Source organism: Arthrobacter sp. 05T47, from assembly GCF_056395825.1.
The window spans coordinates 1-24,742 of the sequence record NZ_JBFTKG010000027.1; the positions used below are offsets into that span (position 1 = coordinate 1).

General features: G+C 68.2%; 22 protein-coding genes. 11 read left to right on the forward strand and 11 right to left on the reverse strand.

Features of this window, described 5'->3' with window-relative positions:
• Positions 1–98 precede the first annotated feature (98 nt).
• Entirely contained in the window at positions 99–992 is an 894-nt protein-coding gene (locus AC1DEY_RS16755) for a DUF427 domain-containing protein (protein WP_476868952.1), read from the forward strand.
• Between the two features lie 166 nt (positions 993–1,158).
• Here the strand turns inward: AC1DEY_RS16755 and AC1DEY_RS16760 are convergent, their stop codons facing one another.
• Together AC1DEY_RS16760 and paaZ are read right to left on the reverse strand one after the other, a co-directional pair.
• Positions 1,159–1,566, reverse strand: coding sequence for a VOC family protein (locus AC1DEY_RS16760; protein WP_390204198.1), 408 nt, complete (start codon positions 1,564–1,566; stop codon positions 1,159–1,161).
• Positions 1,567–1,740: 174 nt separating this feature from the next.
• Entirely contained in the window at positions 1,741–3,843 is a 2,103-nt protein-coding gene (gene paaZ / locus AC1DEY_RS16765) for a phenylacetic acid degradation bifunctional protein PaaZ (protein ID WP_476868953.1), read from the reverse strand.
• Between the two features lie 166 nt (positions 3,844–4,009).
• Between paaZ and AC1DEY_RS16770 the strand changes: the two genes are divergently transcribed.
• Entirely contained in the window at positions 4,010–4,426 is a 417-nt protein-coding gene (locus tag AC1DEY_RS16770) for a PaaI family thioesterase (RefSeq protein WP_441409727.1), read from the forward strand.
• Positions 4,427–4,681: 255 nt separating this feature from the next.
• Positions 4,682–5,890, forward strand: a complete 1,209-nt coding sequence (locus tag AC1DEY_RS16775) for a globin domain-containing protein (protein ID WP_476868954.1) — start codon at positions 4,682–4,684, stop codon at positions 5,888–5,890.
• 188 nt (positions 5,891–6,078) lie between these two features.
• Here the strand turns inward: AC1DEY_RS16775 and AC1DEY_RS16780 are convergent, their stop codons facing one another.
• The 8 genes from AC1DEY_RS16780 to AC1DEY_RS16815 form a co-directional block, all read right to left on the reverse strand.
• Positions 6,079–9,171 (reverse strand): S1 family peptidase, encoded by a 3,093-nt coding sequence (locus tag AC1DEY_RS16780; protein WP_476868955.1) that lies wholly within the window; start codon positions 9,169–9,171, stop codon positions 6,079–6,081.
• Positions 9,172–9,195: 24 nt separating this feature from the next.
• The gene (locus AC1DEY_RS16785; protein WP_476868993.1) at positions 9,196–9,876 is read right to left on the reverse strand and encodes a tyrosine-protein phosphatase; all 681 of its coding nucleotides are present in this window, start codon (positions 9,874–9,876) and stop codon (positions 9,196–9,198) included.
• A 65-nt stretch (positions 9,877–9,941) separates the two neighbouring features.
• Entirely contained in the window at positions 9,942–10,565 is a 624-nt protein-coding gene (locus AC1DEY_RS16790) for a GNAT family N-acetyltransferase (protein ID WP_476868956.1), read from the reverse strand.
• Between the two features lie 32 nt (positions 10,566–10,597).
• Positions 10,598–11,470, reverse strand: coding sequence for a 3-hydroxyacyl-CoA dehydrogenase family protein (locus AC1DEY_RS16795; RefSeq protein ID WP_476868957.1), 873 nt, complete (start codon positions 11,468–11,470; stop codon positions 10,598–10,600).
• Positions 11,471–11,472: 2 nt separating this feature from the next.
• The gene (locus AC1DEY_RS16800; protein ID WP_476868958.1) at positions 11,473–12,282 is read right to left on the reverse strand and encodes an enoyl-CoA hydratase/isomerase family protein; all 810 of its coding nucleotides are present in this window, start codon (positions 12,280–12,282) and stop codon (positions 11,473–11,475) included.
• Positions 12,282–13,493 (reverse strand): thiolase family protein, encoded by a 1,212-nt coding sequence (locus tag AC1DEY_RS16805; RefSeq protein ID WP_476868959.1) that lies wholly within the window; start codon positions 13,491–13,493, stop codon positions 12,282–12,284. Before AC1DEY_RS16805 ends, AC1DEY_RS16800 begins: the two co-directional genes overlap by 1 nt.
• A gap of 109 nt (positions 13,494–13,602) precedes the next feature.
• The gene (locus AC1DEY_RS16810) at positions 13,603–14,277 is read right to left on the reverse strand and encodes a pentapeptide repeat-containing protein (protein WP_476868960.1); all 675 of its coding nucleotides are present in this window, start codon (positions 14,275–14,277) and stop codon (positions 13,603–13,605) included.
• Positions 14,277–14,750 carry an SRPBCC family protein gene (locus tag AC1DEY_RS16815; protein WP_476868994.1) on the reverse strand — a complete coding sequence of 158 codons (474 nt, stop codon included), beginning with the start codon at positions 14,748–14,750 and terminating at the stop codon, positions 14,277–14,279. Before AC1DEY_RS16815 ends, AC1DEY_RS16810 begins: the two co-directional genes overlap by 1 nt.
• 111 nt (positions 14,751–14,861) lie before the next feature.
• Between AC1DEY_RS16815 and AC1DEY_RS16820 the strand changes: the two genes are divergently transcribed.
• Together AC1DEY_RS16820 and AC1DEY_RS16825 are read left to right on the forward strand one after the other, a co-directional pair.
• Positions 14,862–15,038, forward strand: coding sequence for a CsbD family protein (locus AC1DEY_RS16820; protein WP_441409718.1), 177 nt, complete (start codon positions 14,862–14,864; stop codon positions 15,036–15,038).
• A gap of 143 nt (positions 15,039–15,181) precedes the next feature.
• Positions 15,182–15,952, forward strand: a complete 771-nt coding sequence (locus AC1DEY_RS16825) for a dienelactone hydrolase family protein (RefSeq protein WP_476868995.1) — start codon at positions 15,182–15,184, stop codon at positions 15,950–15,952.
• Positions 15,953–16,034: 82 nt separating this feature from the next.
• Here the strand turns inward: AC1DEY_RS16825 and AC1DEY_RS16830 are convergent, their stop codons facing one another.
• The gene (locus AC1DEY_RS16830; RefSeq protein WP_476868961.1) at positions 16,035–17,936 is read right to left on the reverse strand and encodes an FAD-binding monooxygenase; all 1,902 of its coding nucleotides are present in this window, start codon (positions 17,934–17,936) and stop codon (positions 16,035–16,037) included.
• Between the two features lie 223 nt (positions 17,937–18,159).
• On the opposite strand from AC1DEY_RS16830, the gene AC1DEY_RS16835 reads away from it, so the two are divergent.
• The 6 genes from AC1DEY_RS16835 (at position 18,160) to AC1DEY_RS16860 (ending at position 24,674) form a co-directional block, all read left to right on the forward strand.
• A complete protein-coding gene (locus tag AC1DEY_RS16835) occupies positions 18,160–19,644 on the forward strand; it encodes a fumarylacetoacetate hydrolase family protein (RefSeq protein WP_476868962.1) in 1,485 nt (494 codons plus the stop codon).
• The gene (locus AC1DEY_RS16840; RefSeq protein ID WP_476868963.1) at positions 19,637–20,323 is read left to right on the forward strand and encodes a GntR family transcriptional regulator; all 687 of its coding nucleotides are present in this window, start codon (positions 19,637–19,639) and stop codon (positions 20,321–20,323) included. Before AC1DEY_RS16835 ends, AC1DEY_RS16840 begins: the two co-directional genes overlap by 8 nt.
• Positions 20,324–20,332: 9 nt before the next feature.
• Positions 20,333–21,847 (forward strand): 5-carboxymethyl-2-hydroxymuconate semialdehyde dehydrogenase, encoded by a 1,515-nt coding sequence (gene hpaE / locus AC1DEY_RS16845; protein ID WP_476868964.1) that lies wholly within the window; start codon positions 20,333–20,335, stop codon positions 21,845–21,847.
• 47 nt (positions 21,848–21,894) lie between these two features.
• Positions 21,895–22,974: a 3,4-dihydroxyphenylacetate 2,3-dioxygenase gene (gene hpaD, locus AC1DEY_RS16850; RefSeq protein ID WP_476868965.1), complete on the forward strand. Its 1,080-nt coding sequence runs from the start codon at positions 21,895–21,897 to the stop codon at positions 22,972–22,974.
• Positions 22,975–23,070: 96 nt separating this feature from the next.
• Positions 23,071–23,856 carry a 2-oxo-hept-4-ene-1,7-dioate hydratase gene (hpaH, locus tag AC1DEY_RS16855; RefSeq protein WP_476868966.1) on the forward strand — a complete coding sequence of 262 codons (786 nt, stop codon included), beginning with the start codon at positions 23,071–23,073 and terminating at the stop codon, positions 23,854–23,856.
• Entirely contained in the window at positions 23,841–24,674 is an 834-nt protein-coding gene (locus tag AC1DEY_RS16860) for an aldolase/citrate lyase family protein (RefSeq protein WP_476868967.1), read from the forward strand. Before hpaH ends, AC1DEY_RS16860 begins: the two co-directional genes overlap by 16 nt.
• Positions 24,675–24,742 lie beyond the last annotated feature (68 nt).

Sequence of the window (24,742 nt, forward strand, 5' to 3'; positions counted from 1 at the left end):
CCATGGCGTTCCACGGCCTCCACGTCCCCGGCTGACCCTGGCCCGTGGCGCCACGGAGTCGCATTGACGCCGCGGCGCCCCGGGTCCACGCTGTGAGGATGGCCACCAGATTATCGAAGGTGCTTATTGGCGCTTTCCCCCACCTGCGCTACGAACCCACTGCCAAAAGGATCCGCGCGAGCCTGGACGGGACCCCCCTCGTCGACACGACACAGGCATGGCTGGTCTGGGAACCGCACCGGGTCACCCCCATCTTCGCCGTGCCGGAGCAGGACCTGCTGGCGGAACTCGCCCCACCGGCCCTCCCGGCTGCCGCGGTGCAGGAGCATGCCTTCGCACTCCGGCAAGGCGAGGCACGGACCTCCCTGGACCCCGGAACGAAGTTCGGCAAACACACCTGCGCCGGCGAGGAACTCGACGTCGTGACTGCGAAGGCAACGGCCCCCCGGGCAGGCTTCCGGCCCGAGGACCCGGACCTGGCYGGCTACGTSGTGCTGGATTTCTCCGCCTTCGACTGGCTGGAAGACGATGAGGAAATCATCGGCCACCCCCGGGACCCGTTCCACCGCGTCGATATCCGCGCGTCGGGCCTGGATGTGGAGGTGGCGCTCGACGGCGTGACGCTCGCCCGGACGACCGGCGCACAGTTCCTCTACGAGACGCTGCTGCCGGTGCGGTACTACATCCCGCCGTCGGACGTGCGGCTGGATCTGATGGAGGAGAGCGCAAAGCGGACCGTCTGCCCCTATAAAGGCCAGGCGAGTTACTGGAGCTTCCCGGGGTCGGTGGAGGGCCGGAACGTCGCGTGGAGCTACGACCGCCGGTACCGCGACGCCGCCCAGATCCACGGCCTCATCAGCTTCTTCAACGAGCGCGTGGACCTGAGGGTCGACGGCGTCCTCCAGCCCCGCCCCGTGACGCCCTGGTCCCGCCGGGACACTCCGGGCGGTCCGGGCGGTCCGGGCGGTCCGGGCGGTCCGGGGGCACTTTGACGACTGCTGCCCGCTGTTCGCCGGCAAACATCGGCGTGTCCGCGTCAATGTGGCCCCGCCCGGCAGGCTCGGGCAGAGAAGAAGCGCCCCSGCTCTCGCCGGGGCGCTTCTCCTGTGGCGCTACTTCTGTGGCGCTTCTTCTGTGGCAGACCACCCAGGGCTGGGCTCAGAGCTGGTAGTCGGCCGCCGTGGTGATGTCCTCGTGCACGCACAGAATGTTGTGCTCGGAGTCCATGAACCAGGCACACTTCTCGGAATCCGTCGTACAAATGTGGTTCTCGGTCTTGAGATCCGGGAGGTCGTAGTCCTGGAACATGACTCCCTTGGCTTCCATCTCCTGTACGGTGCGTTCGATCTCGCTGACTTCGAAACTCAGGGTGGTGTGCTCTGAATGCTTACCATCCTTGACTGGCATGAGCTGCAGCATGGGGCCGCCTGCCGAGCCGAACAATTCACTTCCGTCTTCTGCCACTCCCCGGTGCGGGAGGCCGAGCGTCTCGGCATAGAAACGCCGGGCGCGTTCGGCATCATCGACTGGCAGGACTGTTGTGGCTTTGTTGAGTACTAGGGTCATTTCGCCACCTCCTACGAGCAAGATTTTACGCCGCAGCGGGGTGGAAAGAGCCTGCAAATTGGCCCGCAGACACGTGCCGCCCGCCCCGGCCCCTCTCCGGTTGAGCTATCACTTGTGGCTGCCATTTCGACCCTTTGACAGCCACAAGTGATAGAGCACCGGGGAAGGAAGCGGCTACTTCTCGACGAGGGTCAGGACGTCGTAGGTCGCCACGATTTCGTCGTTCTGGTTGGTCAGGACGGCGTCCCAGGCCACCTCGCCGTATTCGTCGGTCTCGCGCGGGGTGATCTTCTTGGCCGTCAGCGTGACCCTGATGGAGTCGCCTGCGGCCACCGGGGTGATGAAGCGCAGGTTCTCCAGGCCGTAGTTGGCCAGCACCGGGCCCGGCGCGGGCTCCACGAACAGGCCCGCCGCCCAGCTGAGCAGCAGGTATCCGTGCGCCACGATGCCCGGGAAGAACGGGTTGGCCTCGGCGGCTTCCTGGTTGGTGTGGGCGTAGAAGGTGTCGCCCGTGGAGTTCGCGAACTTGGTGATTTCCTCCAGGCTCACTTCGCGCAGCTCCGAGCGGATGGCGTCGCCGATGTGCAGCGTGGCCAGGGACTTCCGGAACGGGTGCTGGCCCTCGGTCTCGAGCGTGAAGTTGCGGTCCGCGCCGGTGTGCCAGAGTCCGGTGACGGCGGTCAGCATGTTGGGGGAACCCTGGATGGCGGTGCGCTGCATGTGGTGCATCACCGAGCGGATGCCACCGAGCTCTTCGCCGCCGCCGGCGCGGCCGGGCCCGCCGTGGACCAGGTGCGGGACCGGGGAACCGTGGCCGGTGGAGCTGCGGGCGTCCTCGCGGTTSAGCATGAGCACGCGSCCGTGGTGGGCGGCAATTCCGGTGACGAGTTCGCGGGCAACCTCGGGATCRTTCGTGCAGACCGAGGCGACCAGCGAGCCGCCGCCGCGGGCGGCGAGGCGGACGGCGTCRGYCAGGTCCGTGTAGCCGATCACCGAGGACACSGGRCCGAAGGCCTCGAGCGARTGGACCTCCTCGGCYTCCGGGTTSGCCCAGCTCAGCAGGACCGGKGACATRAAGGCRCCGCCGTCGACGACGCCGACGCTKCCGTCCGCGCTGGTGACCTTCGGCGCATCGAGGGTGCCGTAGGCAAGCTCCCCGCCGGCGTCGAGCATTGACTGGACGGCGGCGCGCACGTCGGCGAGCTGCTCAAGGGAAGCCAGGGCGCCCATGGTGACGCCCTCGGCGCGGGGGTCACCGAGCACGACGCGTTCGCGGATGCGGTCCCCCACGGCGGCGGTGACATCGGCGACGAGTTCCTGCGGCACGATCGCGCGGCGGATCGAGGTGCATTTCTGGCCGGCCTTGGCGGTCATCTCGGTGACGAGGGACTTGATGAAGGCGTCGAATTCCGGCGTGCCCTTGACGGCGTCCGGGCCCAGGATCGCGGCGTTGAGGGAGTCGGTCTCGGAAGTGAAGCGGACSCCGCCCTTGACYACGTTGGGGTGGGACTTCAGCGTGTTGGCRGTCGAGGCSGAACCSGTGAAGGCMACGAGGTCGCGGTAGTCCAGGTGGTCCAGCAGGGTGCGGACGGAGCCGGAAATCAGCTGCAGCGAGCCCGTGGGCAGGATGCCGGATTCGTCGATCGCCTTGACCACGGCGGCGGCCACGTAGCCGGTGGGGGTGGCCGGCTTGACGATGGTGGGAACGCCGGCGAGGAAAGCCGGGGCGAGCTTCTCGAGCATGCCCCAGACCGGGAAGTTGAAGGCGTTGATCTGCACGGCGACGCCGGGGATGCGGGTGTAGATGTGCTCGCCGGCGAACGATCCGTCSCGGGACAGCACCTCCATGGGGCCATCCACCACCACCTGGGMGTTGGGCAGTTCMCGGCGGCCCTTGGASCCGAASGTGAACAGGACGCCGATSCCGCCGTCGATGTCGATCATCGAGTCGATYTTGGTGGCRCCGGTCTGSGCCGAGAGCGCGTARAACTCCTCGCGSCGGCCGTTGAGGTACTGCGCCAGCTCCTTGAGCTTGAGCGCGCGCTGGTGGAAGGTCAGCGTGCCMAGTCCCGCCTGGCCGGTGGTGCGGCYGTARTCCACGACGSCGGCGAGGTCRAGYCCYTCGGTGCTCACCTTGGCCAGGAGCTCGCCGGTGCTGGCGTCCAGGACCGGCGCGGCACCGGCAGCGGAGGCGGCGTCGGGGGTCCACCAGGAACCCCGGATGAAGCTGGGGACGATCTCTACAGTGTCTATGGTGGGTACGGCTGTGGTGGTCATCGTTGACGGGTCCTTCCATCGCGGGGCAAGATCAACACGGCCGGAACATTACTGACCGTCCGTTCGGTAATATGTTCTAGAGTACATGAATGAGGCCTGCCGCACACTAGCCGCGGCGGCACCGACCGGCATGGCCCCTCCGCCGGCCGGCAACAAAGGAGACGCAATGACGCCCGAGACCGGCAGCACCGAGATGTGGAAAATCACSCTCGGGGAACTCGACGAGAAAATGGGCGTGAAGATCCTCGAGGAGTCCGTGGACCGGGTTGTGGCGACCATGCCGGTGGAAGGCAACCGGCAATCGTTCGGGCTCCTGCACGGCGGCGCCTCACTGGCAGTCGGCGAGGCGGTGGGCTCCTGGGCCGCCGTCATCCACGCCAGCACCCTGGGCAAGACGGCGGTGGGCGTGGACGTCTCGGCCACGCACCACAAGTCCGCCCGCGAGGGGCTGATCACYATCACGGCGACCCCCATCCACCTGGGCGGCACCCTGACCACGCACGAAGTGCTGATCACCAACGAGGCKGGCCAGCGGCTTTGCACGCTGCGGATCACCAACCTGCTGCTGGACCGCAAGGGCTGAGCCCCGGGGTCCCCGGCCCGCGGGTTCGCCCCGGCCCACCCCGGCCCGCGGGTTCGCCGGAACCCTGCGGGCCCGCCGGTTATTTACGGCGTTCTGGCAGCGTACCGGCGAACTCGGGCGCACTCCTTACCTCGATATTCCACAGCGACGTAGGGCCGATGGACCCGGAAGGCCCGCTCCCCGGACTGTTAGCTTGGAAGGGCCGAGTCGCCCGGCACCGCCGGGTTTCACCGGTCGCACCGGAAAGGGTCCGCCATGCTCTCAGACACCTCGCGTCCCGTCATCCAGGCAACGCTTCCTGTGGTCGGCGAGCACATAGAGGAGATCGCCAAGCGCTTCTACAAACACATGTTCGAAGCACGGCCTGACCTCCTGGACGGCCTCTTCAACCGGGGAAACCAGGCAGACGGCCGCCAGCAGCAGGCACTCGCCGGATCCATCGCGGCATTCGCCAGCACGCTCGTGGAGCATCCTGACCAAGTGCCGGATCATCTGCTCTCCAGGGTGGCGCACAAGCACGTGTCGCTAGGACTTAGTCCGGACCAGTACCAGGTTGTCCACGACCACCTCATGTGGGCGATCGTGGATGTCCTCGGGGACGCCGTCACTGACGAGGTCGCCGCGGCCTGGGACGAGGTCTACTGGCTGATGGCAAACCTGCTCATCAACAAGGAGCGCGGGCTGTACAACGCCGTGCACCTGTCCCCGGAGACCATCTGGCGGACGTGGAGGGTGGTACGGCGGATCCAGGAGACCGATGACGTCATCTCCTTCGTAGTTGAGCGGACCGACGAGCGCGACGTCAAGCCGTCCCTGCCCGGGCAGTACGTCACCATCAAGATGACCATGCCCGACGGCGTGCAGCAGCCGCGGCAATACAGCCTGACCAAGGCCGACGACGGCCAGCACCGGCAGTTCGCGGTCAAGCGGGTCCACAGTCCTGGGAAACCCGACGGCGAGATGTCCACGCTGCTCCACAACAACGTCCAAGTGGGCGACGAGGTGGTGCTCTCGGCACCGTTCGGCGACGTGGTGCTGGAGTACACGGACCGGCCCCTCGTCATGGCCAGCGCCGGAATCGGCGTCACTCCGATGGCAGGAATGCTCTCCCATCTAGTGCAGTCCACTTCCCAACGCCAGGTGATGCTCCTGCATGCCGATGACAGCGAGGCATCCTTCCCGCTCCGCGCGCAGGTCCAAGAGGATCTTGCGAAGCTGGCTGACGGGACGCTAAAGACGTGGTTCCTGACCCCTGCTGAGGCCGGAGAGTCGTCCGGAGCCGCGTTTTCCGGCTTCATGGACGTCAGTGCTGTAGAGCTCCCCGACGACGCCGAATACTACCTCTGCGGTCCCCTGCCGTTCCTGAAGTCGGTTCGCAGTGCCTTGATCGCCGGCGGTGTCGCTGCCAAGGACATTCAATACGAGGTATTCGGCCCGGATCTCTGGTTGGCTGATTTCCAGTAGCCGCGGCTCGCTGCCCTGCCCTCCTGCCCCCGAGCCCTCGAATTCGCCGGAACGCTGCGGGCTCGCCGATTAATTGCGGCGTACTGGCAGCTTTCCGGCGAACTCGAGCCAGGAGCCGGAGCCCGGTAGGCCCGCGGCCCCGAGCCAGGAGCCGGTAGGCCCGGAGGCCCGGAGTCCCGGAGATTCTGCTAGCGGCGTGCCCGGCGCCGGCCGAAGGCCACGAAGGCCGCGCCGAGCAGCAAGGCCGCGGCGCCGAGACCGGCAGCGGGTAACAGCCCGGCGGCGCCCGTGCTGGCCAGCTGGTCCGCATTATCCGGCGAACCGCCCGGCGTTTGGCCGCGGGCCGTCACGGAGGCGTCCGACGGCGGGACGGGAGACGGCGCCGGGGCGGCCGAGGTTACCGGCTGCTGCGGAAGCGGTTGCTGAGCGATCGGTTGCTGCGCGGCCGGCGCGGTTGGGGTTACCGGCTGCTGCACGGCCGGTTCCTGCGGGAGCGGCTGCTGCGCGGCTGGCGCGGCCGGGGTTACCGGCTGCTGCGCCGCCGGTTGCCCCGCGATCGGCTGCTGCGCGATCGGCTGCTGCGCCGCCGGTTGCCCCGCGATCGGCTGCTGCGCGATCGGCTGCTGCGCCGCCGGTTGCCCCGCGATCGGCTGCTGCGCGATCGGCTGCTGCGCGATCGGCTGCTGCGCCGCCGGCTGCTGGTTGGCCGGCGGGCCGGGAGCTGCGGGCTGGCCCGGCGCCGGGGTCCCGTCAGGGCTGCCCGCCGAAACAGCTGCGGCGTCGACGGTGAACGCAACGGTGGCCGGAAGCGATGTGACACCGTCAATGGCTTGGGTCACCGTCAGAGTGTGCGCTCCGGCGGCCAGTTCTGCGGGGAACGCGACACTCCACTGGGCACCGCCGGCCAGGTTTCGTGGAATCCGCGGCTGAAGCGCGGCCAGCGTCCCTGCCGCTGACCCGCCGGAGCCGGCCTGCGCTGATCCAACGGGCGCACCGTCCACGGCCACGGTCACCGTGGCACCGTCAATGGCTGTGCCGGACATGCCGGCGGGCAGGGCGTCTTGGCGCACACGTCTGCCATCCCGGGGGCTCGACACCGCCGGGGCCGGCGGAATGATGGAGAGCGTGCGGGTCACTGCGGGACTGTCAGATTCCCCGGGAGCCGTGAGCACCGCCGTGAGCGAAACCTTCCCGAAGACCGGCTGGTCGGCCACCTTGATGCTCCACCGGCCGTCTGCGGCGACTTTGCCCGTTCCGGTGAAGCCGCCGGAAAGTCGTACCGTGCGGCCGGCTTCACCGGTGCCCTCGATCGTGTCGACGGCGGTAAGCGCCGGGCCCTCCGCCGGAGAGGTGATGGCAGGGGCGGCGAGGACGGATACGTCGACGGACAGGGAGACTGCCCCGGAGCGGCTGAATCCGTTCACCGTTTCAGCCGAGAACGTGTAATGCCCAGCCTTTGAGGGCGCGGGGACCCGCCAGTTTCCCGATGCGTCGATTGGTACTGCCACCGATTGGGCGGCCTTCTGGCCAGATTTCTGGCTTTGGACCGTGATGCGGACTTTGGAATTGGGAGCCACCACGGAGGCCGGACCGGCGTCCACATGCCCGGTAATGGGCTCGCCGGCCGTGACAGCTCCGTTGGCGGCCTTCGTGAGCGTTGGCTTGGTCAGGAACAGCTGCAGCTGGACGCCGCCGGGGACCCGTCCGGTGGCGTCCACGAGAGTGGTAGCGATGGCCCGGGTCTGTACGCCGTTTTCGCTCTCGGCCCCGGTGTGCATGCCGACCGCGAAGTTCCCGCTGATCCATGGTCCGCCTGAGTCTCCGGGGCGGGATTTGACGGTGCTGGAGTCGAAGCCGTTGAGCGCACGGAGGTCGTTGTTGTAGTCCGGCGGGAGGGAGTGCGGTCCAGCGATGACCCAGGTTCCCACCGAGTCCACGGTCCCGCACGACCAGCCGAGCGTCCGGCCGGACCGGCACACGGGCTGGCCCTGAAACGGGGCCACGGTTCCGACGATCTTTACGGACGTCGGCCCCGGGTTGGCGGGGTTGTCCCACCGCGTGATGGCGGGCTGGAGATCCACGCCGCTCCGGATGCCCTTGAGGACGGCGATGTCCGTTCCGACGTTGGTACCGTCCGACGCCACAGTGGTGTTGCCCGGACCGCCGAACTGGCTGAACCCGAACGTCCCCAGGATCCCGGCGGCCTTGCCCGAGCCCGGGGTGGCTGAACCGGCGGCGCTGGCCGCCGGCGCCCCTGCCGGGTCTTCAATCCGGGCCTGTTTCGCGGCACCGTCATCGGCGCAGTGTCCTGCCGTCAGGACCAGCGGCTCACCCGCGGGGTCGTAGGCACCGAACCCGGCCGAGCACAGTGTGCGCCCGTCAATGATGTAGCCCTGGCCGCCAAAGAAGTCCCCCTCCGTGGCGACCCGCGATCCTTGTTCCAGCGCAACGTTTGCGTAGCGGGCCACGAAGTCGGCCGCGGACATCTTCGCCGTCGCATTCGGCCCTGCCGCCGGTTGCCCGGCCAGGCTGGCGTCGGCGCCAGGGTCGGCGTGGGGCTTGGTGCCGGCGTCGGCCTCGGCGGCCGGAGCAGACTGCGCGGTGTTGGTGCCGCCGGTGCGGATGACGAAGTGGCCGTTGGTGTACGTGACCGCCTGCAGCCCGGCGGCCCCGACCTCGCGGACGTAGGCCTCGAACAGTTGCTGCGTGCTGGAGGCCAGGAGCTCCGCGGCAGACGGGACCGCAGCCGTGGCCGCAGGGGCGGAAAGCACGAAGTCGGCCGGGCCGGTCCGGTTCAGTTCGGCCACGCGGGCCAGGAGTTCGGGGCTGCTTCCTTCCACASCGATCTTGCCGCCGGCGAGGCTGATCCCCACATAGCCGGGGAGGGYGCGCAGGGAGGGTGCGGCGTCGGCSGCCCGCCGGGCCAGTGCACCGGCGGCGTCGAATTCCGCCAGGGTCATGCCGAGGTCCCGCTGCACGGCCTCAGCCAGGCCGGCACCGCTGATGGGCGCCGTGGAAGGCTCAGCGGAAGGCGCARTGGAAGGTGCAGCGGAGGGCGCCGAGGACGAGTCAGCCGGTGAAGCATTAGGGAATGAAGAAGCGGAAGTGTCCGACGGCGCCGGGGTCGCCGTCGTCGAGCCGGACGGCGCCGGTGCGGGCGTGCCGGAGCCGGCTTCGGCCAACRCCGGAACGGCGGACAAGGCACCGGCGGACACGGTACCGGCAAGCGCAATCGCGAGGGCCGCGGCCCGCACCATCGGCTGGAACTTCGGAGTCTTCACTGGGCCACCCTACCCGCGGGAGCCCTATCTGCCGAGCTTGGCAAGGATRGCCGCGAGCTCCCCGGACGTCACTCCATGGCGGATCAGGTAGTCCGCGGTGTTCAGGGACCGGACAAATTCCAGCAGACTTTCGCCCCGGGATTCCAGCAGGGGCAAMAGGACGGCGTCGGGCAGGAACCGTTCGTGGGGATGCGGGACAGCGGCGTCCCGGTGGTGCTCGTTGATGCCCCGCATGGAGCGCTGGTAGCCGCGCACAATGGCCTCGTCACTGTGCCCGGCGAGGTCCTGGAGCATGGCGGCAATCATGCCGCTCCGGTCCCGGCCAGCAGAGCAATGGATTACCACGCCGCCCTCCGCGGCGGCCACCGCCTTGAAGACGCCGGCCAGCAGGTCCGGGAACAGCCTGGCGTTGTCGGCGTAGGAGGCCGGGTCGTTCAGGTAGGGCACGCAGAGCGCGCGGAATTCGGCGTTGCCCGGATCTTCGGTGGGTGCCATCACGACGTCGATACCGGCCAGGGCGGCCGGCGCCACCGGCGGGTCGGTCTCCCGGCGCCGAATTTCGGTTTCGTTGCGGAGGTCGACGACGGTCCGGATGCCGTGGCGGTACGCCTGCCGCCAGCCGGCCTCGGTCAGCCATTCGCGGCGTCCCATCCGGTACACGTCCCCGGCCACATGCCACGCGTTGACGGCCCCGTCCCACTCCATCGCTCCGGGCGCCGCCGTCCCGGACCCGTCCGCTCCGCCTGCCCGCTGCAGGCCGCCGGCAGCCATTACCGGACCCTGGCCAGCCGGGCCTCCAGGCCGTTCCGGACCATGGGCCACTCGTGCTCGAGGATGGAAAACACGACAGTATCGCGCAGCGCACCGTCGCCGCTGCGGGTGTGGCTGCGCAGGATGCCGTCCTGCTTGGCGCCCAGCCGCGCGATCGCCTCGCGGGACTGGTGGTTGAGCCAGTGGGTCCGGAATTCGACGGCGGGGCAGCCCAGGGTCTCGAAGGCGTGCCGCAGCAGCAGCAACTTGGAGTCCGGGTTGCTGCCGCTGCCGTGTGCGGACGCCGCGTTCCAGGTGGAGCCGATCTCCACCCGGGGCGTGCCGGCGTCGATGTTCATGTAGGTGGTCATGCCGATCACCCGGCCCGGCCCGCCCGTGGCGGGGTCAAGGAGCCGCGTGGTGAAGGGCAGCATGGACCCCTGTTCCTGCAGGGCCAGGCGCCGCTCAATCTCGGCGGCCATCTGTTCCGGGGCGGGCACGCTGGTGTACCAGAGGTGCCACAGTTCGCCGTCGCGGGCCGCCTCGACCAGGCCGTCGTGGTGGTCCTGGCTCAGCGGCTCAAGGACGACGTATTTGCCGGTCAGGGTGATGGGGGCGATAGCGGGACGGTCCAGGGAAGTCACCGCACCATCCTAGGGGCACGGACCTGCGCCGGTCACTTGGTCCAGTCGAAGAAGCCCTTGCCGGACTTGCGGCCCAGTTCCCCGCGGGCCACCTTGTCGCGGAGGATCTGCGGCGGGGCGAACCGCTCGCCCAGGGTGGACTGCAGGTATTCCGCGATGCCCAGGCGCACGTCCAGGCCCACGATGTCGGTGGTCCGCAGCGGGCCCGTGGGGTGCTTGTAGCCCAGGACCATGGCGTTGTCGATGTCCTCGGCGCTGGCCACGCCCTCTTCCACCATGCGCATCGCTTCGAGGGCGATCGCGACGCCCAGCCGGGAGGAGGCAAAGCCGGGCGCGTCGTTGACCACGACGGCGGTCTTGCCGAGGGCCTCGACCCAGCCGCGGGCGGCCTGGGCCAGGGCCTCGGACGTCTGCTCGCCGAGGACCACCTCGATGAGTGTCGACGCCGGCACCGGGTTGAAGAAGTGCAGGCCCAGGAAGTTCTGCGGCCGCTTCAGCTCACGGGCCAGTCCGTTGACGGACAGCGATGACGTGTTGGACGCGAGGCAGGCGTCCTCGGCAAGCCGCTCCTCGATGCCGCGCAGGGCGGTGACCTTCAGGTCCCAGTCTTCGGGAACGGCCTCGATCACCAGCTGCCGGTCCTTGAAGTCGTCATAGTCCACGGTGACCGCTAGCCGGGAGACCATTTCGTCCAGGTTGCCGTCCACGGCGCCGCGTTCAATGCTCTTGGCGGCGGCGGATTCGACCCGTTCCCGGGCGGCCTCGGCCGAAGCCTCGTCGCGCTCGACGACCAGGACATTGGATCCCTTGATCAGGAACGCGTGGGCGATGCCGGCGCCCATGCGGCCGCCGCCCAGCACTCCGACGGTAGCGGGCAGGTTGGCGGGGAGTACGGGGTTGCCCATGGCTATTTCTGCTTTCCGGGTTCAGTGGCGGACGTCTTGGCGGCTTTCTTGGCTGCTTTCTTATCCAGGAAAGCCTGCATGCGGTCGAACTTGGCCTGGGATTCGAAGAGGATCCCCTGCGCCAGCTGGTCAATCAGGGGATGTGCCTCGGCCGGGGCATGGAACACGGATTTGGTGATCCGAACGGCGAGCGGGTCCTGAGTGGCGATCCTGTCCGCGAGCCTGTGGGCGGCGGCCATCAGCTCGGAGGGTTCATGGATTTCGGTGATGAGGTTGACGGCCAGGGCACGTTCCGCGCGCAGCACGGCTCCGGCCAGCAGCATTTCCTTGGCCACCGGCTCCCCCACCAGTTCCTTGAGGCGCCAACTGGCGCCGGCGGCGGCCAGGATGCCGAGACCGGTTTCGGGGTTGCCGATCCGGACGGACGGGGTGCCGATCCGGAAGTCGGCGGCGTACGCCAGTTCGGMACCGCCGCCGAGGCAGAAGCCGTCCAGGGCGGCGATGACGGGCATCGGCAGCTTGGCGATCCGGACGAAAATGGTGGAGTTAATGCCCTGCAGGGCATCATCGCGGCGGCGTTCGCGCAGCTGACCGATGTCGGCGCCGGACGCGAAAACCCCGTCGGCGCCTGCGATGATGAGGACTTTGGGATGCTGCTCAAGGTGGGCGCACACGGTGTGGAGTTCGTCGACCATCTGCTGGTCGATCGCGTTGCGGACCTCGGGGCGGTTGAGCACCACCACCACGCGGTCCTCGCGCTGGTCCACCAGCAGTGTGCTGAAGCCGGCCGGGTCGAGCGCCGGGGCCGCCACTAAACCCGCTCCAGCAGCATGGCCGTGCCCTGGCCGACGCCGATGCACATAGTGGCCAGGCCGATCTTGGCATCCTCGCGTTCCATCCGTCCCAGCAGCGTGATGGCGATCCGGGAACCGGAGGAACCCAGCGGGTGGCCCAGGGAGATCGCACCGCCGTCGCGGTTCACAATCTCCGGGTCCAGGCCGAGCCGGCGCATACTGGCCAGCGACTGCGTGGCGAACGCTTCGTTAAGTTCGACGGCGCCAAGGTCACCGACGCTGAGGCCGCTGCGCTTGAGGACCTTCTGGGTGGCCGGAACCGGGCCGATGCCCATGATTTCGGGCTCRCAGCCGGCGGAGGCGCCGTCGATGATGCGGGCGCGGGCCGTGAGGCCAAGCTTCTGGATCGCGGCTTCGGAGGCGACGATGATGGCGGAGGCGCCGTCGTTGAGCGTGGAGGAGTTGCCGGCGGTAACGATCGAACCGCCCTTGACCACAGGRCGGAGCCCGGCGAGCACGTCCATGGTGGTGCCGGCGCGGGGGCCTTCATCGGTGTCCACCASGGTTTCGCCCTTGCGGGTTTTGACGGTCACGGGGACGATTTCCTCGGCGAAGCGGCCGGCGGCGATGGCGGCYAGSGCGCGTTCGTGGGAGCGGACGGCGAAGGCGTCGGCGTCCTCGCGCGAGATCCCGTCRACCCGCCCCACTTCCTCCGCCGTCTCCGGCATGGAGTAGGTCATCTTGCCGTCGCGGGAGAGCTCGCCGGTGGTGAACTGCGGGTTGGCGAAGCGCCAGCCGATGGAGGTATCGAAGATTTCGCCCGGCTTGGCGAAGGCGGTCCGGGGCTTTTCCTGGACCCAGGGTGCCCGGCTCATGGATTCGACGCCGCCGGCGATCACGATKTCAGCGGCGCCGGACTTGATCATGTGGCTGGCCATGATGATGGCGCTGAGCCCGGAGGCGCAGAGCCGGTTCACGGTGATGCCGGGGATGTGCAGGGGCAGTCCAGCAAGGAGGGTGGCCATGCGGGCCACGTTGCGGTTCTCTTCGCCGGCGCCGTTGGCGTTGCCGAGGATTACCTCGTCAATGGCGTCAGGATCGACGCCGGCGCGGACCACTGCCTCGCGGACCACCAGTGCGGCCAGGTCATCGGGGCGGACTGCGGAGAGGGCGCCGCCGTAACGGCCCACTGGGGTGCGGGCGCCGCCAACAAGAAAAGCCTCGACCATGAGAACATCCTTCACCAAGAAAGCGGGGCCGGCAGCAGAGTAATTTACCGACCGTTCGTTCTATAAAGATTACACGGCARGGCAAGKGGGTCAACCGGATGCGGCCGGATTACGCGACGACGACGCCCAGGTGGCTTGCGAGCAGCGGCGCCAGCAGGGTGAGCTGGTAGTCGTCGATCACAAGGCCGGCCAGGCTGCCCAGGCCATTGATCGTGCGGAAGTCGGTGCCGCGGAGGTCGAAGTCCTTGAGCCTGGCTCCACTGAAGTCCACGGTGCCGATCGTGCAGTTCTTCAACGCCACCCGGGTGGCGGTGCARGAGCCCAGATCCAGCTCGTTGATGATGCAGTCGCTGATCTGCACGTCCGTAAGCTTGGATCCGCGCAGGTTCACGTAGTCGAGCTTGCCGCCGTCGATCCGCACCGACTGCCAGCCGCTTTCATAGAACTCCGCCGATCCCCAGCGGGGGTTGCCGATCTCCACATCCCGCAGGCTTGCCCGGGCCGCCGTCAGCACCGGCGCGTAGACCTCGGTGAGGATGCAGTCACGGAARGTGGCRCCRCGCAGCTGCGTCTCRYTGAAGGAGACRCCGGCGAATTCGCACTCGGCAAAGTCAGTGCCGCCSAGCTCCAGCCCGTCCGCCGAGGCGCGGCTRTACCGGACGCCGTCGTACCGYTCCCCRCGGCGGAAGTCCGGGGCAGGATCGTCCCGCAACTCCCCCGGCCGGACCGGCGCCAGGCGGGGCGCGGTGACCTTAGGGGCTTTTCCAGCTGCGCGCCCGGCCATYAGAGGGATTCRGCTTTGGCGGCGATTTCCGCCAGGTCTTTCGCAAGCGCCTTGCGGGTAATGCGCATGCCGAGGGGACCAAACACGGTGAGCATGATCTTGCTGAACCGGGTGGGCTTGATGACTTCGGCGCCAAAGGTCAGCGTGAGGTCAGTCCCGCCGTCGCGTTCGGCCAAGGAGAACCGGGAGGTGTAGTCGGCGCCGCCCTGGAGGGCTTTCACCGTGGTGCCGCCCGCCCGTCCGGGCGACGGCGGCTCGCACTGGGAAACCCACATCTCCACGGTTTCCGAGCGCCCCATCATGGTGCGGGTTTCCTTCCAGCGSGTGCCCTCGGCATAGGGCCCGTCGGTGAGCATCTGGATCGCATCGACGCCGGACAGGGTGGCGGCAGATCCGGGAATGTCCGACACCACCGCCCAGACCGAGTCAGCCGGAGCATTGATGTGCTGSGTGAGCGTGGTCTTGTGGTCCATGAYCTCGAGCCTATCGGATCGGYCCGCGSGAYTGACTTGAATTAGTAAGCATGCTTTGTGTTAGTCTGGACGGACAGCAATTTGGACCGGAAACGAAAGGTGGCCYGAACCATGGGTATCGGAGACAAGATTCAGAACGAAGCGGAGCACCTGGGCGGCAAGGCTAAGGAAGCCGCCGGMACTGCCACTGACAACGACCAGCTTCGGGCCGAGGGCCAGCGCGACCAGGTTGTGGCCGACGCCAAGAARGTTGGCGAAAACGTCAAGGACGCCTTCAAGAAGGACTAGTCCTTACAAAGTTTGGCGGCGCCGGATTTTCCTTTGGGGGATGTCCGGCGCCGCTTTTTTGTGCCCGGTTTTATGCCCGGCTTTTGCCCCTCTTTGGCCGCCAGCCTGCAAGAATGGCCGCACAGACCGACGGAGGGGACACCATGGCGGGAACAGGGACGGACCACGGCAGGCACGCGAGCCGGGATCGCAGCAACGTCGACCTGAGCCGGGCCAGCGTTGCCGCCGGCGGGTCGCCGGTGTTGCGCGGCTACCTGGCGGCCCCGGCGGGCGAAGGGCCTTTTCCGGCCGTCCTGATGGTCCATGAAGCCTTCGGCCTGGATGACATCACCGTCCGCCACGCTGACCGGATGGCTGCGGCGGGCTACCTGACGCTGGCCGTTGACCTGTACAGCGACGGCGGCGCCCGCCGCTGCCTCGTGGCCACCATGCGTGCGCTGGCGGCAGGCGARGGCCGGGCCTTCAYCGATCTGGCGGCRGCCCGGGACTGGCTSCAGGAATCCGGCCGGACCACAGGCAAGRTCGGAGTGATCGGCTTCTGCATGGGCGGCGGCTTCGCCCTGCTCCTGGCCAATGACGGCTTTGACGCCGCAGCCGTCAACTACGGCCGGCTCCCCAAGAACCCCGAAGAGACGCTCGCCGGCGCCTGCCCGATCGTGGCCAACTTCGGCGGCAGGGACCGCACGCTGCGCGGCGGGGCGGCGAAGCTCGAGTCCGTGCTCGACCGCATCGGCGTGGCCCACGACGTCAAGGAATTCCCGCACGCTGGGCATGCCTTCCTCAACGATGCGGAGACCGGMCCWAAGGTRCTCCGGCCGCTCTCCCGGGTYATGGGCATCGGCCCTGACYCGCAGTCCGCSCCGGAAGCCTGGCAGCGGATCGAGGACCACTTCGCCMGGYAYCTGRMGGGCTGAGTACCTRAMGGGCTGAGTACCTGACGGGCTCAGCACCTGGGTTGRGCACCCGCGCGCCGGATGGCGCGCGGGTGCYCGGATGTCACACGGTCTTGGTCAGCCCTGTCCGCAGGAGGGGCKCGAAGAACGCGGCCAGGTCCGYCGTCGCCGTCAGCGGCAGGACGTTCGCCACGTACTGGTCCGGGCGGACCACCACGACGACGCCGCCGCGGTCGAKRYCGCGCAGTTCGAAGATGTCCGCCGTGGGATCGGTGCCGTAGACCTTCTCRAGRTAGGTGAGCTTGAACGGCCCGACTTCCGGCTTGAACACGGCAGGCACGGCGCCGATGTCGATGCCTGTGTGGTCCTGCTGGTAGATCACCTTCACGTCGAACCACGCGTCACGGTCSGCCCCATCGGGGGTGGCGGCGAGCGGSGARTCCGGCGCRTTGGCCAGCCACGCGGCGAGGTCGGCGGTCGGCGACGGCGCTCCAGCAACGGCCGCGTCCGCGAAGACGTAGATCCGCCAGCGGCCGTCCGCCGTGGCCTGGTGGCCGAGCTGGACCGGGTTGGTGTCACAGACCCGCACAACGGGCGCGGACTTGAAGCGCTTGCCGACGGGGAAACCGGTGGCCAGGTTCTGATGTGTCGCCTCGGCGACGATCATCGACGGCGAGTACTCGGTCATGAAGCCCGCGGGGAACTCCGCGGTGCGCACGTAGAAGTCCTCAAGCTCGGAGGGGTTCTCGAACTCCTCGGGCTTCTTTGCCATCAGCGTCGACCACACCTTGTCGAAGTCGATCAGGTTCTTCGCGACGACCTGCCGCTCGGCCGAATAGGTGGAGAGCAGGCTTTCCGGGCTGCGGCCCTCCAGCACATGGCCAAGCTTCCAGCCGATGTTGAAGCCGTCCTGCATGGAGACATTCATGCCCTGGCCGGCCTTGGCGCTGTGGGTGTGGCAGGCGTCGCCGGTGATGAAAACCCGCGGCGTGCGGGTGCCGAGCTGCTCCGGCAGGACGTCATCGAACCGGTCGGTGAGGCGGTGGCCCACCTCGTACACGCTGTGCCAGGCCACGTTGCGCACATCGAGCGTGTAGGGCTGGATGATCGCGTTGGCCTTGGCGATGATCTGCTCGATGGTGGTCTTGCGGACGGCACCGTTGTCGTTTGCGGCCACCTCGCCAAGGTCGACGTACATGCGGAACAGATGCCCGCCTTCGCGCGGGATCAGCAGGATGCTGCCGCCGTCGTGGGACTGGATGGCGCACTTGAGSCGGATGTCGGGGAAGTCCGTGTTCGCGAGCACGTCCATGACGCCCCACGCGTGGTTGGCCTGGTCGCCGGCCATGGTGCAGCCGATCGAAGCCCGCACCTTGCTCCGCGCGCCGTCCGCACCCACAACGTACTTCGCCCGGACTATGCGCTCCTGACCCTCGTCGGGGCCGGCCGTGTGAACGAGGGTCACGGTGACCGGGTACTCCCCTTCACCGGTGACCTCAAGGCTGCCGAACTCCAGGCCGTAGTCGGGCGACATGCGGGTGGGTGAGTTCGCCATGAACTCGCCGAAGTAGTCCAGCACGCGGGCCTGGTTGACGATCAGGTGCGGGAACTCGCTGATCCCGCCCGGGTCATCGAGGGTGCGGGCGCTGCGGACGATGCTCGAGGGGTTCTGGGGGTCCGGCTTCCAGAACGCCATCTCAGTGATGCGGTACGCCTCAGCGATGATCCGCTCGGCGAAGCCGAAAGCCTGGAAGGTCTCCACGCTCCGGGCCTGGATGCCGTCGGCCTGGCCGATGGCGAGCCGRCCTGCGCGGCGCTCCACAATGCGGGTTGTGACGCCCGGGAACTGGGACAGCTGGGCGGCCGCGAGCATCCCTGCCGGGCCGGTGCCCACAATGAGCACGTCAACSTCGTCAGGAAGCTGTGTGGGTCGGTCGATGCCGGCGCCGGCGGCCGGCTGGACGCGCGGGTCTCCGGATACGTAACCGTGATGGTGGAAATGCACGGGCTTTCCTCACTTCGTTGTGTGGCGGCCTGTCGCCGTCTTGCGTGTTCGATAATAGAACTTCGTGTTCGATAATCGAAATATATTCTGTGATCCAGAACTGTACGGCAGACATGACGCGGGTTACAAGTGCCTTGAAAACCCCCGGAACAAGGGGTTGACGATCGGCGTTTCTTGGGACATAGTYATCGTATACGATTTCGTACTCGATGAGGAGACAATCTTGGAACAGGTCACCGACCACATCCTGGCCGCGGCCCGCAAGGTCATCGCGGTGCATATCAACTACCCCAGCCGGGCGGCCCAGCGCGGCCGCACACCGGAGCAGCCCTCCTACTTCCTGAAGCCCTCCTCCTCCCTGGCTATCGGTTCGGCGGAGGCCCCTTCATCGGTGGAGCGCCCGGCCGGCTGCGAGCTCCTCGGCTACGAGGGCGAAATCGCTTTGGTCATCGGCAAGGCCGCCCGCCGCGTGGGCATCGAGGACGCGTGGAGCCATGTCGAGTGGGTCACGGCCAGCAACGACCTCGGCGTCTACGACCTCCGCTACGCGGACAAGGGCTCCAACCTCCGGTCCAAGGGCGGCGACGGCTTCACCCCGGTGGGCCCTGGACTGATCGCCGCGGACACCGTTGACCCCGCGGCACTGCGGATCCGCACCTGGCACAACGGCGAACTGGTCCAGGACGACACCACCGAAGACCTCCTCTTCCCCTTCACCCGGCTCGTCGCCGACCTGTCCCAGCTGCTCACCCTCGAAGAGGGCGACATCATCCTCACCGGCACCCCGGCCGGGGCATCCGTGGCCAAGCCGGGGGACGTCGTCGAGGTGGAAGTCAGCACCGAACCCACCGGGCTCTCTACCGGCCGGCTGGTCACCCGGGTTGCGGAAGGCACGACGCCGTTCGCGGACTTCGGCGCCGGGCCCAGGACCGATGATCTCCAGCGGGAGGAAGCGTACGGCTCCCGCGAAGCGGCCGGCCTTCCCGCMGTCGGGCCSGTTACGGTCCTGACCCCGGAGCTGAAGGCGAAGCTGGAAAGCGTCTGCACCGCCACCCTGTCCTCCCAGCTGCGCAAGCGCGGCCTGAACAACGTCAGCATCGACGGCCTGACCTCCACCCGGCCGGACAAGCGGATCGTGGGCCTGGCCCGGACCCTGCGCTACGTGCCCAACCGCGAGGACCTGTTCAAGACCCACGGCGGCGGCTTCAATGCCCAGAAGCAGGCCATCGATTCCGTCAACGAGGGCGAGATCCTGGTGATGGAAGCCCGCGGCGAAAAGGGCACCGGCACCATCGGCGACATCCTGGCCCTCCGCGCCCAGGTCCGCGGCGCCGCCGCCATCATCACCGACGGCGGCGTGCGCGACTTCTCCGCCGTCGCCGCCATGGACATGCCCACCTACTATGCCAACCCGCACCCCGCCGTCCTTGGCCGSCGGCACATCCCGTGGGACACGGACATCACCATCGCCTGCGGCGGCACCACCGTGCAGCCCGGGGACATCATCGTGGCCGACGCCGACGGCATCCTGGTGATCCCGCCGGCCCTCGCCGACGAGCTCGCCGACGAGTCCATCGCCCAGGAACGCGAGGAAACCTTCATCGCCGAGATGGTGCAGCAKGGCCACAGCGTGGACGGGCTCTACCCGCTCAACGCCGCCTGGCGGACCCGCTATGAGGCATGGGAAGCAGGCAAGGCCAATGACTGACACAGCCGCCGCCGCAGGCACCAACATAGCCACCACCGTCAGCAAGTCCGAGCAGGCCTACGCGGCCGTCAAGTCCCGGATCGTGGACGGGACCTACTCCCCCGGCTACCGGCTGGTGCTCGCCAAGATCGCCGAGGACCTGGGCGTCAGCGTGGTCCCGGTCCGCGAAGCCATCCGCCGGCTCGAAGCCGAAGGCCTGGTCAAGTTCGAACGGAACGTCGGCGCCACCGTCTCCGGGATCGACCCCACGGAGTACCTCTATACGATGCAGACCCTCAGCATCGTCGAGGGCGCCGCAACAGCCCTCTCGGCTCCGTTGATCGGGGAGGCAGACGTGGCCCGCGCCCGGGCCGTCAACGCCGAGATGCGCGACTGCCTGCAGCACTTCGACCCGGTCCGGTTCACCGCGCTGAACCAGGACTTCCACAGCGTCCTGTTCGAACACTGCCCCAACCCGCACATCCTGGACCTGGTCCACCGGGGCTGGAACCGGCTCGCGTCACTGCGCTCATCCACGTTCCGCTTCGTCCCCGGCCGCGCCCATGAATCCGTGGAGGAACATGAAGCGCTGCTGCAGCTCATCGAGTCCGGCGCCAGTCCGGACGACATCGAAAAAGCCGCTCGCCGCCACCGCAGCGCCACCCTGGACGCGTACCTCGCCCAAACCACACAGCAGTAAGGAAAAACAATGACGTTCACTGCACCTGAGACCACCACCCACTACGTTCCGCAGGACCTTCCCACCCACATCCAGCACTACATCAACGGCGAGTTCGTTGACTCCGTGGGCGGCAAAACCTTCGACGTCCTGGACCCGGTCTCCAATCAGAATTACGCCACCGCTGCCGCAGGGCAAAAGRAGGACATCGACCTCGCCGTCGCCGCCGCCCGCAACGCGTTCACCAATGGCCCGTGGCCGAAGATGAAGCCCCGCGAGCGCGCCCGCGTCCTGAACAAGATCGCCGACGCCGTCGAGGCCCAGGAGGCCCGGCTCGCCGAGCTGGAAACCTTCGACACCGGCCTGCCGATCACCCAGGCCAAGGGCCAGGCCCTGCGCGCGGCGGAGAACTTCCGCTTCTTCGCGGACCTGATCGTGGCCCAGTTCGACGACGCCATGAAGGTCCCCGGCGCCCAGATCAACTACGTCAACCGCAAGCCGATCGGCGTCGCCGGGCTCATCACGCCGTGGAACACCCCGTTCATGCTCGAGTCCTGGAAGCTCGCCCCCGCCCTTGCCGCCGGCAACACCGTGGTGCTCAAGCCGGCCGAGTTCACCCCGCTCTCGGCCTCGCTGTGGGCACAGATCTTCAAGGACGCGGGCCTGCCGGACGGCGTGTTCAACCTGGTCAACGGCCTGGGCGAGGAGGCAGGCGACGCCCTGGTCAAGCACCCGGACGTGCCGCTGATCTCCTTCACCGGAGAGACCACCACGGGTCAGACGATCTTCCGCAACGCCGCGGCCAACCTCAAGGGCCTGTCCATGGAGCTCGGTGGCAAGTCCCCGTGCGTCGTGTTCGCCGACGCCGACCTCGACGCCGCGATCGACTCGGCCCTGTTCGGCGTCTTCTCGCTCAACGGGGAGCGCTGCACCGCAGGCTCGCGGATCCTGGTGGAGCGCGCCGTGTACGAGGAATTCTGCGAGAAGTACGCCGCCCGCRCCAAGAAGATCGTGGTCGGGGACCCGCACGACCCCAAGACCGAGGTCGGCGCGCTGGTCCACCCGGAGCACTACGCCAAGGTGGCCTCCTATGTGGAGATCGGCAAGTCCGAGGGCCGGCTGCTGGCCGGCGGCGGCCGCCCGGAGCACCTGCCGGAGGGCAACTACATCGCCCCCACCGTCTTCGCGGACGTCGCCCCGGACGCGCGGATCTTCCAGGAGGAGATCTTCGGCCCCGTCGTCGCCATCACCCCCTTCGAGAACGACGCCGAAGCCCTCGCCCTGGCGAACGACACCAAGTACGGGCTCGCGGCCTACATCTGGACCCAGAACCTGACGCGGGCGCACAACTTCTCGCAGAACGTCGAGGCCGGCATGGTCTGGCTCAACAGCCACAAYGTCCGSGACCTCCGCACCCCGTTCGGCGGCGTCAAGGCCTCCGGCCTGGGCCACGAAGGCGGSTACCGCTCCATCGACTTCTACACCGACCAGCAGGCCGTCCACATCACCCTCGGCTCAGTCCRCACCCCYAAATTCGGCGCCTGAATTCCAGCTAGCGCCAACCAGCCCCCTTTCAAMGAAGAGAGAAYMCCATGACCAACTTTGTCCCCACCCCSWCSGTCCCGGCYCCGGACATCGTCCGCTGCGCYTACMTGGAAMTCGTSGTCACSGACCTCGCSAAGTCCCGCGAGTTCTACGTGGACSTCCTCGGMYTGCACGTCACCGAGGAAGACGARAACRCSATCTACCTGCGCTCCCTSGAGGAGTTCATCCACCACAACCTGGTGCTGCGCAAGGGACCTATCGCCGCCGTTGCCGCGTTCGCGTACCGGGTGAAGTCCCCCGCCGAGGTGGACGCCGCCGAGGCCTACTACAAGGAACTGGGCTGCCGCACCGAGCGCCGCAAGGAAGGCTTCACCAAGGGCATCGGCGACGCCGTCCGCGTCGAGGATCCGCTGGGCTTCCCCTACGAATTCTTCTACGAGACCGAGCACGYGGAGCGSCTYACCCAGCGCTACGAYCTCTACTCCGCCGGCGAGCTGGTCCGSCTGGACCACTTCAACCAGGTCACCCCGGACGTCCCCAAGGGCCGCAARTACCTKGAGGACCTSGGCTTCCGCGTCTCSGARGACATCMAGGATTCCGACGGCGTCWCSTACGCCGYSTGGATGCACCGCAAGCARACCGTGCACGACACCGCMCTGACCGGCGGSAACGGCCCGCGSMTGCACCACRTYGCSTTCGCCACSCAYGAGAAGCACAACATCATCCAGATCTGCGACAAGATGGGCGCCCTGCGCATCTCCGAYCGGATYGAACGCGGCCCCGGCCGGCACGGCGTCTCSAACGCCTTCTACCTCTACATCCTGGACCCGGACGGSCACCGCATCGAGATCTACACCCAGGACTACTACACCGGCGACCCGGACAATCCCACCATCACCTGGGACGTCCACGACAACCAGCGCCGCGACTGGTGGGGTAACCCCGTGGTCCCGTCCTGGTACACGGAGGCCTCCCTCGTCCTGGACCTCGACGGCAATCCGCAGCCGGTCATCGAACGCACTGATGCCTCCGAAATGGCCGTCACGGTCGGTGCCGACGGCTTCTCCTACACGCGCAAGGACGCAGACAGTGCTGCCGAGGGCTTCAAGCTCGGCGCGCAGCTCTAGGCCCTCATCGCCCTGCCGGTCCCGCATCCCCCAGATGCGGGACCGGGCCCCAGCTTCCCCCACACTGAGCTGCCCAACCACCTGAGGAGCACCCGAATGCTTGACTCCGCGACCATCGAGGCCATTGCCGACGAGCTGCTGGAGGCCGCCCGGTCCCGGACTCCGGTCCCGCGGCTGACGGCCCGGTACCCGGACATGACGGTGGAGGACTCCTACGCCGTCCAGCAGCTGTGGCGGCGCCGCAACGAGGACGCCGGCCGGAAGCTCGTGGGCCGCAAGATCGGCCTCACGTCCAAGGCCATGCAGGCGGCCACCGGCATCACCGAACCGGACTACGGAGCGATCTTCGATGACATGGTCCTMGAGACCGGGTGTTCGGTGCAGTGGGACCRRTACACCCACCCSCGGGTCGAAGTGGARCTGGCSTTCGTSCTCAARAASGSMCTGRMMGGYCCCGGCTGCACCATCTTYGAYGTCCTSAACGCCACCGACTACGTGGTCCCGGCCCTCGAGATCCTGGACTCCCGGATCGAAATGGAGGGCCGGACCATCGTGGACACCATCGCCGACAACGCGGCAATGGGCGCCATGGTGGTCGGCGGCAACCCGGTGAAGCCGGACGCCGTGGACCTACGCTGGGTCTCCGCGATCCTGTACAAGAACCAGACCGTSGAGGAAACCGGCGTCGCGGCWGGGGTCCTGGACCACCCGGCCAACGGAGTGCACTGGCTGGCCAACAAGATCGCCGCCCACGGGGACGGCATGAAGGCCGGMGACATCATCCTCGCCGGWTCCTTCACCCGGCCSCTCTGGGTGTACCAGGGCGACACCGTCCACGCCGACTACGGACCGYTGGGGAGCATCRCATGCCGCTTCGAGTAGACCCCGACCCCACGTTCCGCGACGCCCTGCGCAACCAAACGGGCGCTGCCGGCCGGCCGCTGGYGGGGATGTGGGTSTGCTCRGGCAGCCCGCTSGTGGCMGARCTSTGYGCCGGKGCCGGCCTGGACTGGCTGCTGATCGAYGCCGAACACAGCCCCAACGGGCTCGAATCGATCCTCGCCCAGCTGCAGGCCGTCCGCGGCTACCCGGTCCAGGCCATGGTCCGGCCGCCGGTCAACGACACGGTGCTGATCAAGCAGTACCTKGACCTCGGGGTCCAGAACCTGCTGRTYCCCATGGTGAACTCCGCCGCCGAGGCCMRGGCCGCGGTGGCCGCCACCCGCTACCCGCCGCACGGCGTCCGMGGGGTGGGCTCCGCCCTGGCCCGGGCCKCGCGCTGGAACCGGATCCCGGACTACCTYGCCCGCGCCTCCGAGACCATCAGCCTCACCGTCCAGATCGAATCCGACGCCGCGGTCGCGTCGGTGGAGGAGATCCTGGCCGTCGASGGCGTGGATGCCATCTTCCTGGGCCCCTCCGACCTCGCCGCCTCCATGGGCGTCCTGGGAGAGCAGGAACACCCCCAGGTGCGCGCCGCCGTCGAACACTGCCTMGCCGCCGCCAAAGCGGCCGGCAARCCCGCCGGCGTGAAYGCCTTCAACCCWGCCACCGCGCWCCATTACMTGGCGGCCGGCGCCGCCTTCATCCTGGTGGGCGCCGAYGTCGCACTGCTGGCCCGCGGCTCCGAAGCACTCGCCGCGGAATACGTCCSGCCGGGCCCGGCGGCCMAGCCTGGCRACGCYCCCGCCAGCTACTGAGGATTCCGGGGTTAACCGCGACGGCGGCAGCCACCTGGTGAAGGTGGCTGCCGCCGTCGCTGCGCKTW